General features: G+C 51.5%; 13 protein-coding genes. 1 reads left to right on the top strand and 12 read right to left on the bottom strand.

Going from position 1 to position 14,802, the window contains the following annotated elements:
• Positions 1 to 179: 179 nt before the first annotated feature.
• From AC27K1_RS12340 to guaB, 6 genes are all read right to left on the bottom strand, one after another.
• Positions 180 to 815, bottom strand: coding sequence for an acetyltransferase (locus tag AC27K1_RS12340; RefSeq protein ID WP_487150938.1), 636 nt, complete (start codon positions 813 to 815; stop codon positions 180 to 182).
• 2 nt (positions 816 to 817) lie between these two features.
• Positions 818 to 2,113, bottom strand: coding sequence for an ANL family adenylate-forming protein (locus AC27K1_RS12335; RefSeq protein ID WP_487150937.1), 1,296 nt, complete (start codon positions 2,111 to 2,113; stop codon positions 818 to 820).
• Entirely contained in the window at positions 2,113 to 2,790 is a 678-nt protein-coding gene (locus AC27K1_RS12330) for an SDR family NAD(P)-dependent oxidoreductase (protein ID WP_487150936.1), read from the bottom strand. Before AC27K1_RS12330 ends, AC27K1_RS12335 begins: the two co-directional genes overlap by 1 nt.
• A gap of 2 nt (positions 2,791 to 2,792) precedes the next feature.
• A complete protein-coding gene (locus AC27K1_RS12325; RefSeq protein WP_487150935.1) occupies positions 2,793 to 3,068 on the bottom strand; it encodes a hypothetical protein in 276 nt (91 codons plus the stop codon).
• Between the two features lie 423 nt (positions 3,069 to 3,491).
• Entirely contained in the window at positions 3,492 to 5,069 is a 1,578-nt protein-coding gene (gene guaA, locus AC27K1_RS12320) for a glutamine-hydrolyzing GMP synthase (RefSeq protein ID WP_487150933.1), read from the bottom strand.
• Positions 5,070 to 5,233: 164 nt separating this feature from the next.
• On the bottom strand, positions 5,234 to 6,703 hold the full coding sequence (gene guaB, locus AC27K1_RS12315; RefSeq protein ID WP_487150932.1) for an IMP dehydrogenase: 1,470 nt from the start codon (positions 6,701 to 6,703) through the stop codon (positions 5,234 to 5,236).
• 169 nt (positions 6,704 to 6,872) lie between these two features.
• Here guaB and xseA point away from each other — a divergent pair, with 169 nt between their 5' ends.
• Positions 6,873 to 8,288 carry an exodeoxyribonuclease VII large subunit gene (gene xseA, locus AC27K1_RS12310; RefSeq protein ID WP_487150931.1) on the top strand — a complete coding sequence of 472 codons (1,416 nt, stop codon included), beginning with the start codon at positions 6,873 to 6,875 and terminating at the stop codon, positions 8,286 to 8,288.
• A 44-nt stretch (positions 8,289 to 8,332) separates the two neighbouring features.
• Here xseA and der read toward each other — a convergent pair whose 3' ends face one another.
• The 6 genes from der to pilW all read right to left on the bottom strand — a co-directional run bounded on the left by der (position 8,333) and on the right by pilW (position 14,800).
• Positions 8,333 to 9,751 (bottom strand): ribosome biogenesis GTPase Der, encoded by a 1,419-nt coding sequence (gene der, locus AC27K1_RS12305; RefSeq protein ID WP_487150930.1) that lies wholly within the window; start codon positions 9,749 to 9,751, stop codon positions 8,333 to 8,335.
• Between the two features lie 108 nt (positions 9,752 to 9,859).
• Positions 9,860 to 11,023 (bottom strand): outer membrane protein assembly factor BamB, encoded by a 1,164-nt coding sequence (bamB, locus tag AC27K1_RS12300; protein ID WP_487150929.1) that lies wholly within the window; start codon positions 11,021 to 11,023, stop codon positions 9,860 to 9,862.
• Positions 11,020 to 11,703 (bottom strand): YfgM family protein, encoded by a 684-nt coding sequence (locus tag AC27K1_RS12295; protein WP_487150928.1) that lies wholly within the window; start codon positions 11,701 to 11,703, stop codon positions 11,020 to 11,022. The genes bamB and AC27K1_RS12295 overlap by 4 nt, the downstream gene beginning before the upstream one ends.
• A 24-nt stretch (positions 11,704 to 11,727) precedes the next feature.
• The gene (gene hisS, locus AC27K1_RS12290; RefSeq protein WP_487150927.1) at positions 11,728 to 12,996 is read right to left on the bottom strand and encodes a histidine--tRNA ligase; all 1,269 of its coding nucleotides are present in this window, start codon (positions 12,994 to 12,996) and stop codon (positions 11,728 to 11,730) included.
• A 57-nt stretch (positions 12,997 to 13,053) separates the two neighbouring features.
• Positions 13,054 to 14,025, bottom strand: coding sequence for a RodZ domain-containing protein (locus AC27K1_RS12285; protein WP_487150925.1), 972 nt, complete (start codon positions 14,023 to 14,025; stop codon positions 13,054 to 13,056).
• Positions 14,018 to 14,800, bottom strand: coding sequence for a type IV pilus biogenesis/stability protein PilW (pilW, locus tag AC27K1_RS12280; RefSeq protein WP_487150923.1), 783 nt, complete (start codon positions 14,798 to 14,800; stop codon positions 14,018 to 14,020). The genes AC27K1_RS12285 and pilW overlap by 8 nt, the downstream gene beginning before the upstream one ends.
• Between the last annotated feature and the right edge of the window lie 2 nt (positions 14,801 to 14,802).

Genomic DNA, 14,802 nt, shown 5'->3' with positions numbered 1-14,802 from the left:
TCTTGACGTTATGTTCTATGCGGTTAATGGCATTCCAGAATTCGTCATTGCTCTTGTCCTGATTCATCGTACAACCCTGTGATAATTTATTAATGCGGTGAGCATAGCAGATAATGGAAGATGGAAAAGAGATACCTAACACTCCGATCAGAAAATCATTTTATTTGAGTCTCGCACTCTCATTCATTTAAAACAGGTAACTTAAGTTTTCTTGCGGGATTTCCAACTACCGTTAAGCCATCTCGTACACCAGAGAGAACGACTGCACCTGAACCGACCGTAGCACCACGCCCGATCTTCACGTTTTGCCTGATTGTCGCATTGGCCCCCAGCATTACGTGTGAACCAATTTCCGAGAAACCACCAATTTGAACACCCGGATTAATTTGATTGTACCCATTAAAAACACAATCATGTCCGACACCCACCATGAAGTTGAGATAAACATGATCACCAAATAAAACATTTGACCCAACTGTACAGTTCGGCGAAACAATAACGCCTTTCGTTGAAGTTTCAATATTACTTCCTACCACTGAAGTGCTATGAATCAGGTTAGGAAAACAAAAACCTTTTGATTCAAATTTATTACTAATATTTTCCTTATCTTCAGTATTACCAATCGCAATGACACATTGGTCAGTTCCAACAATCGCCGGATCAATATCCCCTTCAAAAAAAACACCAGGTAAATTGTAGTTCTCATATTCTTCTTTATTTGTTGATGTAAATCCCACTATCTCTACTTGGCCAGAGAAAAAAGCGGTGAATTCACGTGCTAATCCCCCAGTGCCAATAACTAAAACCTTGTGCATATTCACGCCCTCTTAAACCTGTGACCAACACTCACTGAAGATATTTTCAGCCGTTTGGGTACCATATGATTTGATAAGACAGACGCTAAATAAGACTTCAATTTGCCTTTATCCAAGTCAAAATCAGACTTCGGTTGCACTGTCAGCTCGACATGCTGCCCCGTAATCGGATTCGATTTACCTTCAGCTTTTGCCAACTCAACGCCATCAAACTGTAATGCCACCCGCTCAACTTCAGAGGCCATGAACTTAAGTCCACCGACATTGATCACCTCAGAGGTTCGCCCAGTGACTTTGTAGTAGCCATTTTTTTCTTCTACGATGTCTTTTGTGTTGTACCAGCCGTCATCATCAAAAGGACTCGGTGAGTTTAAATAGCCAAGCATTCTTGTTGAGGAACGTATCTCCAAGACGTTATCCGCCACACGGGTCTCAACGCCCTCTCCTCCCACTTTCATAAAAAGGCTGTTTCTTGCCTCGCTTTTCACCCTGACAATTCCAAGTTCAGACATCCCAAAGGTTTGCCTGAAATCAACGTTTGGCAACGCCTCGCATAATGCTTCAAGCGTTGGTTGATCCATGCGCTCGGTACCATAGGTCATTATTTTTAGTGATGGTGGAACGTGGTCAGGTACTAGCCCACTCATTAACATCATGCGAAGAAAAGTCGGTGTTGTGGGCAATACCTCAACATCATGATGGCCACACGTCATTAATACCTCTTCAACATTGCGGGATTTCGGAGCAATGACTGTTCCCTTATTGAACAGCGTATGCAATAAGGTATTGAGACCTCCAATATGATCAAAAAGCAAAAAGTTAATGGTACGCAACGTCGGACGAGGTGTTTCGAATCGTCTCAGAAATAACGTAAGATCGTGCAGAATGGCTTTTGGGCGCCCGGTCGTCCCAGTGGAAAAAAGGACAAGCCCCGCGTGATGCTTTTCTCTCAGCTGCTCAATGAGCTCGTGCTTATTTTCATGGTTCAAGCGTTTAACACTATCGCCCTCTACTACCACATCAACGAATGCGGACTCAAAAAAGTAGTCGTGTTGCGCTCGTGTATCGGTTGTAAGAGGGACTAAAATGACATCCTTATCAATCAGATGCAGTAGTGTAGATATCGATTGAGGGTCAAAATCACCAATCAGCGCAACCACATCGCCAGACTTTATGTTGCCTAAATTCACCCTCGCTTGTGACGTAATATCAGAGAATCTCAACTCGCCTTCAGAGTGGATAAGAAATGGATAATCTCTGTCAGCCCATCGTTCTGTAAGCTTCGCTATCAAATCCATTACACCCCTCCAACATGAAGAGTTTGCCCACTTAATGATGAAGCTTTTTCATCAAGTAATAGCTCAACAAGATCGCAAACATCCTCTTTCTGGAATTGTCTTTGTATCACTTGTTGAGAAGTGATCTTTTCTATCTGAGTATCGGTAATGCCGCGCAATAAATCAGTGCGTATAGGGCCAGGTGCAATACAATTCACCCTGACGTTAAAATCAGCCACTTCACGGGCAAATGTTCGGGAAAAAGCCTCAACACCAGCTTTTGATGCCGCGTAAACAGATTCCCCCTTCAACGCTAACGCTACCGCGATGGTTGAGAAATTGATAAAAGATCCTTGCCTTTGCCGCAAAAGAATCGGGGAAAAAAGCTGACAGCAATAAATGGTACCCACAAGATTCGTTTGTATGAGTCGTTGAACCGTTGATTCATCGGTCGTGACGGCCATGTTCATCGACGCAACCCCGGCAGCATTCACCACCGCGGTAACCGGTTCACCGAGTTTTTTGACGGTTCGAGCAGCGTTTTTGACTGAAGCGTAATCACTTACGTCGCATTCAATCCCTTCAAAACTCAAACCATTGATAGAACGAGCCAATCCAATCACTCGTTCGCCACGCTCGGTAAATCTGTTGCAAATAGCCTCACCAAGCCCTCGACTCGCACCCGTTACCAAGATCACAGTTAATCCTCAGACTGATTGGCGAATTCTTCTGCAAGACTTTCAACCGTTCTGAACATACTGCGAGATTTGGACATTGCAGCTTCAGATGTCCAATCAAACTCAAAACCGAGTTCATCAGCTAGGTCTTCGAGGGTAAGACATACTTCAACTAACTTCATGGAATCCAAAAGCGACTTCCCACCGATTAACTGCATGTCATCTGACACCTCAGACTTACCATCTAATGCAGTTGCAATCGCCTCCTTTACAATCTTTTTAGCTCCATCTACGTTCATCTTCCCTTCCTATCTTCTTTTAAAAAGTCCCTTTCAGCATCCTGCTGTTGAGCTAAAAATCTCTTATCAATCTTTCACTTTCTTTAATACTAGAGAACTTCTTCACGCCGTAGCTTCAGCTGTTTTTTTAAGCTGCTCTATTTCAGCTTTGTAAATCACTCTAATCTTCATGCCAACGCTTCCCTACGTCTTCGTTTACTCTCAATACTTATACTAAAGGTCAGCCGAGTAAAAAAACCAGTACACTTAAACAATACACTAGCCGATAGTGATGGCATGTTGATACCACGTTTACGGGCGTCCTTTTTACAACATCAGATTATTCAGGGATCCCATACAAAAAACCCCACCTGCAAAGGTGGGGTTTATCTCTTTTCGGCAAAGTCAGAATCGAAAAAGCCTATACCGAGTGATTCTTATCGATTATTCCCACTCAATCGTTGCCGGCGGTTTGCTGGAAATATCGTAAGTCACCCGGGAAATACCGGAGATTTCATTGATAATCCGACCGGAGACCCGCTCAAGGAAGTCATAGGGTAGATGCGCCCAGCGAGCAGTCATGAAATCAATCGTTTCCACCGCCCGCAAAGCAACGACGTACTCATAGCGACGGGCATCACCCACAACACCGACGGATTTCACCGGTAGGAAGACTGCAAACGCTTGGCTCACCTTGTGATAGAGATCGGCTTTGTGCAGTTCTTCAATGAAGATAGCATCAGCCTTGCGCAGTGTATCTGCGTACTCTTTCTTCACCTCACCCAGGATACGTACACCCAGACCCGGTCCCGGGAACGGATGGCGATAAACCATGTCATAAGGCAAGCCCAGCTCAAGACCGATCTTGCGGACTTCATCCTTGAACAATTCGCGCAGCGGTTCTACCAGCGCCATCTTCATGTCTTCCGGCAGACCACCCACGTTGTGATGCGACTTAATGACATGGGCCTTGCCGGTCTTGCTGGCGGCAGATTCAATCACGTCAGGATAGATCGTGCCCTGGGCCAGGTACTCGATACCGTCCAGACGGCCGGATTCTTCATCAAAGACGTCGATGAAGGTATTACCGATAATCTTGCGCTTCTGTTCCGGGTCAGCAATGCCTTTCAGGTTAGCCAGGAAACGCTCACCCGCTTCCGCACGAATAACACGCACGCCCATGTTCTCGGCAAACATCGCCATGACCTGGTCGCCTTCATTCAGGCGCAGCAGGCCATTATCCACGAAGACGCAGATCAGCTGATCACCAATAGCCTTGTGCAGCAACGCCGCTACGACACTGGAATCAACACCGCCGGACAAGCCCAGCAATACCCGCTTGTTGCCTACCTGTTCACGGACTCGGGCAACGGCATCATCAATGATGCGAGCCGGCGTCCAGAGTTTTTCACAACCGGCAATATCGATCACAAAGCGCTCAAGAATACGACCACCCTGCTTGGTATGGGTGACTTCCGGATGGAACTGAACACCGTAGAAATGACGGCTGTCATCAGCCATCGCAGCAATCGGGCAGGAGTCAGTGGATGCCATCAGGACAAACCCTTCCGGCATAGTGGTCACCTTGTCACCGTGGCTCATCCAGACATCCAGACTCAGGGTGCCATCATCGGCCACATGGTCTTCAATGCCGGTCAGTAGGCCACTGCCATGCTTGATGTTGACGCCAGCATAACCGAACTCACGCAGATCCGAGCAGGACACCTTGCCGCCCAGCTGCTCAGCCATGGTCTGCATGCCATAACAGATGCCCAGTACAGGAACACCCATTTCGAAAACAACGGACGGTGCCCGCGGGGTATCTTCTGCCGTTACGGTTTCAGGACCACCGGAAAGAATGATCGCCTTAGGGGCAAAATCACGGATCGCCTGCGCATCCATATCAAAGGCGTGGATTTCGGAATAAACGCCAATCTCACGAACGCGGCGGGCAATCAGCTGGGTATACTGGGACCCAAAGTCCAGTATCAGAATTTTTTGTGAATGGATATCAACGGACATGAGAACTCCTGTGCACACCTGCCGTATTCGTCATCAGCAAGTTCTTATTGTGATGACCATGCTAGGCCGGAAAGGTTTCCCGGCCCGTCATCACAGGCTTAATACTTATTACTTGCCGGCACGGCGATCTTCACCCTGCCGGCATCTATCATCCAATATGATGATTAGCGAACCCGGTAGTTAGGCGCTTCCTTGGTGATGGTCACATCGTGAACATGAGACTCGCTCATGCCCGCATTGGTGACCCGCACGAAATCAGGACGCGTACGCATGGTTTCAATATCGAGAGAACCGGTATACCCCATCGCTGCACGCAAACCGCCCATCAGCTGGTGAACAATTGCACTGAGTGTACCCTTGTAAGGAACACGGCCTTCGATACCTTCCGGTACCAGTTTTTCAACGCCAGCATTGGCATCCTGGAAGTAACGGTCGCTGGAACCCTGCGCCTGCGCCATGGCACCCATGGAACCCATGCCACGGTAAGACTTGTAGCTACGGCCCTGGTACAGAATGATTTCGCCCGGCGCTTCATCGGTACCGGCCAGCATGCTGCCAACCATGATGACGTGAGCGCCTGCCACTACGGCCTTGGCCACGTCACCGGAATAACGAATACCACCATCGGCAATAACCGGTACATCGGTATCTTTGAGAGCTTCAACGACATTGGCAACGGCAGAGATCTGAGGTACACCGATACCGGTTACGATACGGGTGGTGCAGATTGAACCCGGGCCGATACCCACTTTTACACCGTCTGCACCGGCTTCAGCCAATGCCTTAGCAGCTTCAGCAGTCGCAATATTGCCACCAATCACCTGCAAGTTCGGGTAGGTTTCCTTAACCCAGCGAACCCGGTCAATGACGCCACGGGAGTGACCGTGCGCGGTATCAACAACGATGACATCCACACCCGCCGCAACCAGCGCAGCTACACGATCGGGGGTTTCCGGACCGGTACCCACTGCCGCACCAACACGCAGCTGACCGTGCTCATCTTTACACGCGTTAGGATAATCCTGTGCCTTACGGATATCCTTCACGGTCATCATGCCGACCAGCTTGCCCTGCTCGCTCACAACCAGCACCTTTTCAATACGGTGCTTCTGCAGCAGCTTACGGGCTTCTTCCTGGCTGGTGCCTTCAACCACAGTGACCAGACGCTCACGGGGCGTCATGATATCAGCCACGTTCTTGGTCAGGTCTTCTTCAAAACGAACATCACGGCTGGTCACGATACCGACCAGATCACCGTTATCCATCACCGGCACACCGGAGATGTCATACTGACGGTAAAGTTCCAGCAGATCGCGAACCGTGGCACTGGTATCAATGGTAATAGGATCCTTTACCACACCACTTTCATGCTTTTTGACCTTGCGAACTTCAGCTGCCTGTTGCTCTATGGTCATGTTTTTGTGGATAATACCCAGTCCGCCTTCCTGTGCCATGGCAATGGCCAGACGCGCCTCGGTGACCGTATCCATCGCTGAGGAGATCAACGGGATATTAAGTTCGATACCCTTGGTGATCCGCGTCTTAAGGGACACGTCCCTGGGCAGAACTTCGGAATAGCCGGGAACGAGAAGAACATCATCAAAAGTGAGAGCTTCCTGAGCAATACGCAACATGTTTTGCCTTCCGAATCAAGATATAGCCGGATGAAAAGGGGGTCAGGCGGTTCCCTTCCGGAGTAGAACCGCATCTGCCAGAAAGGTAAATTCCATCAATTATAACTGCGCCCCATAGCGCCAACAATTCTTATATTTTTCAAAAAAATAAAGGATAATAGGAGGGTTTGTGTGTCTCGATTTCGATGGCACCCTGTCGACCTGCCGGAAGGACCTGCCCATGGATCGCTTTTCCCCTCCCGCTCCCGCCTCTTCCGATACCAGCCAGCGCAAGGTCATCAGCGTTTCCGAGCTCAACCGCCAAGCCAAGCGGCTGCTGGAAATCAGCTTTCCTTCCATTTGGATTGAGGGCGAAATCTCCAACTTTGTCCGTCCAGCCTCCGGCCACTGGTATTTCACGTTGAAGGACCCATCTGCCCAGGTGCGGGCAGCCATGTTTCGTAACAGCAATCAGCGGATTCGCTTCCTACCCAGAGAAGGCCTGCTGGTGCTTGTTCGTGCACGGGTCAGCCTGTATGAAGGACGCGGCGACTACCAGCTAATCGTCGACCATATGGAAGAAGCCGGGGAAGGCGCACTGCGGCGTGCATTCGAGGAACTGAAAAACAAACTGGCACAGGAAGGGCTGTTCGATGACAGCCGGAAACAGCCACTTCCCAGCATGCCGGAACATGTCGGTGTGATTACATCCCCGACCGGTGCTGCTATTCGCGATATCCTGACGGTGATGAAGCGCCGCTTTCCTGCTACACGGGTCACAGTCATTCCTACTTCGGTTCAGGGCAATGAAGCAGCAGGACAAATCGTTCGCGCACTCCAGCTGGCAGAACAGGCGAGCGACATTGATGCGCTTATCGTCGGCCGGGGCGGTGGATCACTGGAAGACCTTTGGCCTTTTAACGAGGAAGTGGTGGCAAGAGCCATCGCAGCCTGCCGACTCCCCATCGTGAGTGCCGTCGGCCACGAGATTGATTTCACCATAGCGGACTTTGTGGCAGATCATCGCGCCCCCACCCCTTCCGCAGCCGCAGAAATCCTGACCCAGAACCAGGATGACTGGCGAAATACGCTACGCATTTACCAGAGAAAACTGGCCTCTCTCACCAGTGTCCGCCTCCATCTGCAGCAGCAGACTCTGAATGCCCTGAGAAACCGTCTGCGTCACCCCGGCCAGAAACTGCAGGAGCATAGCCAGCGTCTGGATGATCTTTCTATTCGTCTGCAGCACGCCATGCGACATCAACTGTTGACGAGGCACAATGTCCTCATCTCCGCTGACAAGCATCTGCGACAAGCTTCTCCACTGCACCTTGTGCAACAGCTCAAACTCCAGAATCGTCACTTTGATCTTCGCCTGAATGCCAGCATGCAAAGTCTGCTGTCACGACTGAAGCAACAGATGGCACACCTGACTGGTCAACTGGAAACCCTTAGCCCACTGGCAACTCTATCCCGCGGTTATGCCATGGCTCAGACACCTGACGGCAAAATTATCCGCAACAGCCAGGCAATTGCTGAAGGCGACAACATCAAGGTCAGCCTCGCCAAAGGGCATTTACTGTGCTTAGTCACCGAAACTCACTGAGCACACCGCAATAAAAAAAGGAGGGAAAACCCTCCTTTTTTTATTTACCGTTTCTTTTTCTTCTTTTTCTCGATTTTCTTGATGTGCTGCACCAGACGCTGCTTCTTCTTGATCTGGCGTTCATTCAGCTTGTTCTTACGACCGGCAAACGGGTTGTCACTGGTCTTGAACTCAATACGCACAGGGGTTCCCATGATATTTAGCACACGCCGATAGGTGTTTTCCAGGTAACGCTTGTACGAAACAGGCACATCACCCGTCTGGTTACCATGGATTACCAGTATCGGAGGATTGGTACCACCCAGATGGCAGTAACGCAGCTTAATCCGGTGTCCACGCACCAGCGGCGGCTGATGGCTGGCCACAGCATCTTCCAGAATTCGGGTCAGCTGATTGGTTGACCAACGCGAGGTTGCCGCTTCATACGCTTCTTCAACCGATTCATACAAATGCCCGACACCGGTACCGTGCTTGGCAGAAATAAAGTGAATGCGTGCAAAGTTGATAAACGAGAGACGACGCTCCAGCTCAGTCTTCACCTGCTGACGCTCATCCTGGGTCATACCGTCCCACTTGTTCAGGGCGATGACCAACGCACGACCGCTATCCAGCACAAAGCCCAGCAAATGCAGATCCTGATCGACGATGCCTTCGCGGGCATCCAGCACCAGGATCACAACATTGGCGTCTTCCATGGCCTGCAGCGTCTTGATGACAGAGAACTTTTCAACACCTTCAGACACCTTGCCACGACGACGGACACCAGCCGTATCGATAAGGGTATAACGCTGCTCAAAACGCTCGTAAGGGATATAGACACTGTCACGGGTCGTACCGGCCTGGTCGTAAACAACCACGCGGTCTTCCCCTAGCATCCGGTTGACCAGGGTGGATTTACCCACATTGGGTCGCCCCACCACCGCCATCTTGATGCCTTTATCGGTCTCAACCTCTTCTTCCGAAACCCTGGAATCCGGAAACTCATGCAGGGCCTCTTCGATCAGCGCCCGAACGCCGCGACCATGAGCCGCTGCAATGGGGTGCGGATCACCCAGGCCAAGACTGTAAAATTCGCTGGCCGCAGAATCCGGGTCAACCGTATCCACCTTGTTCATGACCAGCCACGCAGCCTTACCCTGCCGACGCAGATGATCTGCAATCATTTCATCCGCAGAGGTCAGCCCGGCACGGGCATCCACAATAAAGAAGACCGCATCGGCTTCATCAATGGCTGCCAGCGATTGGCTGGCCATCTTCGCATCAATGCCTTCCTCGTCACCGCTGATACCCCCGGTATCAATCACGATATACGCTCTGTCGCCCTGACGCCCTTCACCGTATTTCCGGTCCCGGGTCAGCCCTTCATAGTCAGCCACAATCGCATCGCGGGAACGCGTCAGCCGGTTAAACAGTGTGGATTTCCCCACATTGGGTCGCCCGACAAGGGCAATCACAGGAAGCATAAGTCTGTTCCGAATACTACAAATACTGAAATAGCAAACGGCTGCCCTCGGGCAGCCGTACATTAACGATCAATCGCGGCATGTTCTGTCTAGGTCATGGGTGACTTATCAGCGAATTTGCAAGGCTGACAACTCTCCGCCATTACCATAGACATAGATCATGTCACCGGATACCACGGGCTTGGCCCGGATACCGGACGAATCAATTTTCTTGCGACCCAGCAACTGGCCGTCCAGCTGGGACACTACATGCAGGTAACCTTCGTAATCACCCACCAGAACGTAGCTGCTCCATGTCGCAGGACCACTCAGCTGGCGGCGCTCAAGGTCTTTCTGACTCCAGATAACACTACCGGTCCGCTGATCAACCGCAGACAGGATGCTCTTGTCATCAGACAGGTAAAGGTTACCAAATCCTTCAGCCAACCCCTGGAAACTGGACGCTTCACGCGCCCAGCGGATGCGACCGCTATCCGGGTCCAGCGCAACCACATTCCCCTGGTAGCTGACCATGTAGAGTGCACCACCGGTCATCACCGGGGTCCCATCCACATCAACCATCCGTTCCAGCTCGGAGCTTCCCTGAGGCACCGCTACCCGGCCTTCCCAGACCAGTGAACCGTTACCCGCCCGGTAAGCCCGCGCCTCGCCATTGGCGAAGCCGGCGAAAACAGTGCCATCAACAACCAATGGTGAGCTGCTGCCACGCAGTGTCAACAAAGGCTGCAGTGTATCCTGCTGCCACAGTTTTCTGCCATCTTCAGCGGAAAAGCCTGTCAGCTTGTCATCAATGGTCTGTACGACAACGATACGTCCATCTGTCGCAGGCGCACCCAGCACTTCACTGGTCACCGGCGCCCGCCAGATCTCTGAACCATCGTCCTGCTTCAGGGCAATCACATGGCCATCCAGCGTTCCCACCAGAACCAGACCATCAGAAGCGGCTACTCCGCCACCAATCGGTGTCTCCAACGCCTGCCGCCATAAAACCTTGCCATTATCGCTCCGCAAAGCCATGACCAGACCTTCAGCATCAGCCACGTAGAGCCTATCGCCATCAACGGCAGGCTCCAGTTTCAGCCAGGTTTTACCCTGACCATCACCGATACTGCGACTCCAGACCTCATCCACTTTCACTTCGGCCTTGATATCCGGCAGCGGATTCGGCGCCAGCGTCTCCTCATCCTTGGAAAACATGCTACAGGCAGACAGCCCTATGGTAGCCCCAACGAGCAACAGTGCCTTTAGATTGGCGACAGGATTGCGTTTCACTTGCTTATTTCCTTCCGCTCGGCGAGATCATCCAGTTTCATTTGCGCAAGAGGCCGCTGTGAACCTGCAACGCCAGCCGCATCAACCGCTGACTGATAAGCCTCTCTTGCCTCGTCTCGACGCCCCAGGGCCAACAATACATCCCCCCGGACTTCACCATACGTTGCCTTGAATGCGCCAGGCTGCGAGATCTGGTCAAGCAGCTCCAACGCCTCCGTCTGCTTTTCATTACCACCCTGTGCAAGCAGCACCTGAGCTAACCGCATACGCGCAACAATTTCAATCTCACGGCCGGGCTTTTGCAGCAGCAACCACTCCAGTTCATTGGCGGCCGTATCCAGATCGCCATCCACAACTGCATTGCGCGCTTTAAACAGTGCCGTAAACTGAGCATAGACGGAACTTTCAAAGTCTGTCTGCAGGGTCTTGCTCAGATGCTCGAAAGTCGCCTTCTGTTCATCCGTCAGCGGCTGCCCCTGACCGGCCACAACAATATCCAGCAATTCCTGGTAAAGCGCGGAAGCGGTCTGCGCCTGTTCTTTCTGATGGTTCTGCCAAGCCCTGTAGCCATACACAGAACCCAGTGACACTACCAGACCCAGCAATATGGCAGAACCATAGTTCTTCCAGAACGCCTTGATAGCGGCCAGCTGTTCCTCTTCGGTCCTTAAACTATCCACACTCTACTCCCGGTATTCGCAACCCTACACAGCCAGCAGCGCGAGAACATCTTCCGGAGTACAGGCTTCCTGCGCCTTTTCCTCGCGGAGGTACTTCACCGTGACCAGCCCTTTTTCTGCTTCATCTTCGCCCACGATCAACGCCAGTGCCGCACCGGACTTGTCTGCCCGCTTCATCTGGCTTTTCAGACTGCCGCCACCACAGCTCATCAGCACCCGTGGTCTGGTTGGACTGGCACGCAGCTGCTCTGCCACGGTCATGGCGTAGGGCAGTACATTTCCCATGGGAATGATAATCGCGTCTACCGGTGAATGCACGGTATCCGGCACCAGGTTCAGGGTTTCCAGCAACAACACCAGTCGTTCAATACCCATGGCAAAACCACAGGCTGGAACCGCCTTACCGCCCAACTGTTCAACCAGCCCATCATAGCGGCCACCACCGCAGACGGTTCCCTGGGAGCCCAATGCATCGGTTACCCATTCGAAAACGGTTTTGTTGTAGTAGTCCAGACCACGAACCAGCTTCTGATTCACTACATACTCAATGCCGGCACGGTCAAGGATAGCCCGCAACTGTTCAAACTGAACCCGGGACTCTTCATCCAGGAAGTCGTGCAACAGGGGAGCACCTTCCAGAATCCTGCGGGTACTTTCATCCTTGGAATCCAGCACACGTAGAGGGTTGGTCGTCAGACGGCGCTTGCTGTCTTCATCCAGACTCTCCTCATGGGCCTTCAGGTAATCCACCAACCCATCCCGGTAGCGGGCACGCGCCTCAGAACTGCCCAGCGTATTCAATTCCAGGCTGACCTTGTCGGCCAGACCCAGATCACGCCAGAATGCAGCCGTCATCAGAATCAGTTCGGCATCAATATCCGGCCCGGCCATGCCGTAGGTTTCCACACTGATTTGGTGAAACTGTCGGTAACGGCCTTTCTGCGGCTTTTCATAGCGGAACATCGGCCCCATGGTCCACAGACGCTGTATCTGGTTATAAAAAAGACCATGCTGAATACCGGCACGCACACAGCCTGCCGTCGCCTCGGGGCGCAGGGTCAGACTTTCATTGTTCCGGTCAGAAAAGGTATACATCTCCTTCTCCACCACATCGGTATGCTCACCGATTCCGCGGGCAAACAGACTGGTGAATTCGACCACAGGAACCCGCAGCTCCTGGTAACCATAACGTCCGAGCAAACCGCGAACAGTATCCTCCAGATAGCGCCATACCGGCGTCTGTTCCGGAAGAATATCATTCATGCCGCGAATGGCCTGCAGCTGTTTAGCCAATGTGACTGTCCTTCTATACTGCTTCAATCAAACAAATTACATCTAAAGCCCGGCTGATCAGCCCAGCTTCAACCGTCCCACTTTCTTGCCAGAGACAGGCATATCCAGTGTGACCGGTTTTCCGTTGAAATATACACTCTGAACGGCGGATACATCGCCAAAAAGAATACTGACCGGCCCTTTGTCGGCCGCCATATCCAGTTCCGAGTTTGCCCGTTTCAGATCCGCAAAGAGCACTTTATTATCCGCACCCTTGACCTGAACCCAGCAATCGGCGCTGAAGCGAATAACAAGGCGATGATCATCAGACGCGACAACCTCACTATTAGCAAGCTTTTCCGCCGGTTCTGATAATGACGCTATTGATACCAGCGGCTCTGGCTGAGCCACTTCAACGACTTCAACAACCTCATCATTCGACTCAACATTTTCTTCCGCTGCCAGCTCATTTTCCAACACCGCTGGTGTCGATTCCTGCTCTGACGATTCTCCGGCTGCGGGTGACTCCTTAACGGAAAACAGATCTTGCTCAGGCACCGGGGCAGGTTCTGATTCTGCCTTAACCACTGGTGTTTGTAATTCAGCCGTTTGACCGCCTTGCCACCAATAAATACCACCAGCAGCTACAACCAACAAAACCAGCGAAAGCGCCGTAAACATTACGCGGCTCCGACGGTTGTTTCGCTGAGAAACCGCATCATAAGATGTCTTCTGGCCTGCATTGCTCTGAGGCATGTCTACCATCGAGAACTGTGCAAGAACGTCATCCTCATCCAGTCCCAACAGCCTGGCGTAACCTTTCAGATAACCTTTGATAAACGTCTCGCCAGGCAACACTTCATACTGCTCGGATTCCAGCGCACGGACAAAATCCGCAGAAATCTTTAATGCGTCAGCGGCTTCACGAACATCAAGCCCTTTGTCTTCTCGGGCCTGCCTCAGCAAATCCCCAAGACTCTCACGGACATCTTCCGTTTCGATAACAGGAGAGTCAGAAGGTTCCTGATTATTATTATCACTGTTAGTCATTGTAACGACGCCTGTATTCTCGGTACTCGTCTGAACCGGGATAGAGCTTGCTTAAGGTCGACGCATACTTAACGGCAAGTGGTATCTGATCAACGGCACGTGCCACCCTTATTCCCAGCCAGAGACTATCAGGAGTCTGCTGCCCGTACACATCAAACTGCTGGTAATATTTAAACGCATCAGGGTAATAACCCTTGGAGAAATTGATTCTGGCTAATTCCAGGCTTGAACCTGGCAGATTAGGCTGCAGTCGTAACGCCCGACTGAAACGCTCCTCTGCCTCACCCTTCTCACCCTGCTTCAGGGCTACAAAACCAAGATTCTCAAAGGCCCGACTGCGGTTATCATAGTAGATATCCTGCGTGACCTCTTCAAACGCTTCCTCTGCCTCATCATAACGGCCAGTCTCAAACAGCAGCGTACCGTAATTGTTACGGACATCAGAGGCTTCACTGTTCAAATCGAGCGCTTTTTCAAAGTTTTTCTCAGCCAGTGCATACTCGCCCTGCTGCTGATAGACCACGCCCAGCATACCGTAGGCACGGTAAGAGCGACTGTTACGCTCAAGAATCTTTTCCAGGCGGTTTATCGCCTTCTGGGGATAACCGTAGTTGAGAAAACCGTAAGCAATCTCAAGGTTCTTCTGCTCATAATTGTCGACCTCCGGCGAGGCGTCAGGCGTCGTGGACACACACCCCGCCAATGGCAGGAGCACCACAACACAGACACATAACCGGAGAAGCACCTTGCTCAGACTATCCTTTCGGTCTCTCATGC

The sequence above is a fragment of the Kistimonas ophiarachnellae genome, assembly GCF_057552235.1.
Note: the sequence above shows the minus strand (reverse complement) of the source record. Positions and strands in the feature narration are given on the sequence as shown.

Excerpts from the sequence above, each read along its gene's own strand:
- AC27K1_RS12340 (WP_487150938.1), bottom strand. The coding sequence starts at position 815 with ATGCACAAGGTTTTAGTTATTGGCACTGGGGGATTAGCACGTGAATTC.
- AC27K1_RS12335 (WP_487150937.1), bottom strand. The coding sequence starts at position 2,113 with ATGGATTTGATAGCGAAGCTTACAGAACGATGGGCTGACAGAGATTAT.
- AC27K1_RS12325 (WP_487150935.1), bottom strand. The coding sequence starts at position 3,068 with ATGAACGTAGATGGAGCTAAAAAGATTGTAAAGGAGGCGATTGCAACT.
- guaA (WP_487150933.1), bottom strand. The coding sequence starts at position 5,069 with ATGTCCGTTGATATCCATTCACAAAAAATTCTGATACTGGACTTTGGG.
- guaB (WP_487150932.1), bottom strand. The coding sequence starts at position 6,703 with ATGTTGCGTATTGCTCAGGAAGCTCTCACTTTTGATGATGTTCTTCTC.
- der (WP_487150930.1), bottom strand. The coding sequence starts at position 9,751 with ATGCTTCCTGTGATTGCCCTTGTCGGGCGACCCAATGTGGGGAAATCC.
- AC27K1_RS12285 (WP_487150925.1), bottom strand. The coding sequence starts at position 14,025 with ATGACTAACAGTGATAATAATAATCAGGAACCTTCTGACTCTCCTGTT.
- pilW (WP_487150923.1), bottom strand. The coding sequence starts at position 14,800 with ATGAGAGACCGAAAGGATAGTCTGAGCAAGGTGCTTCTCCGGTTATGT.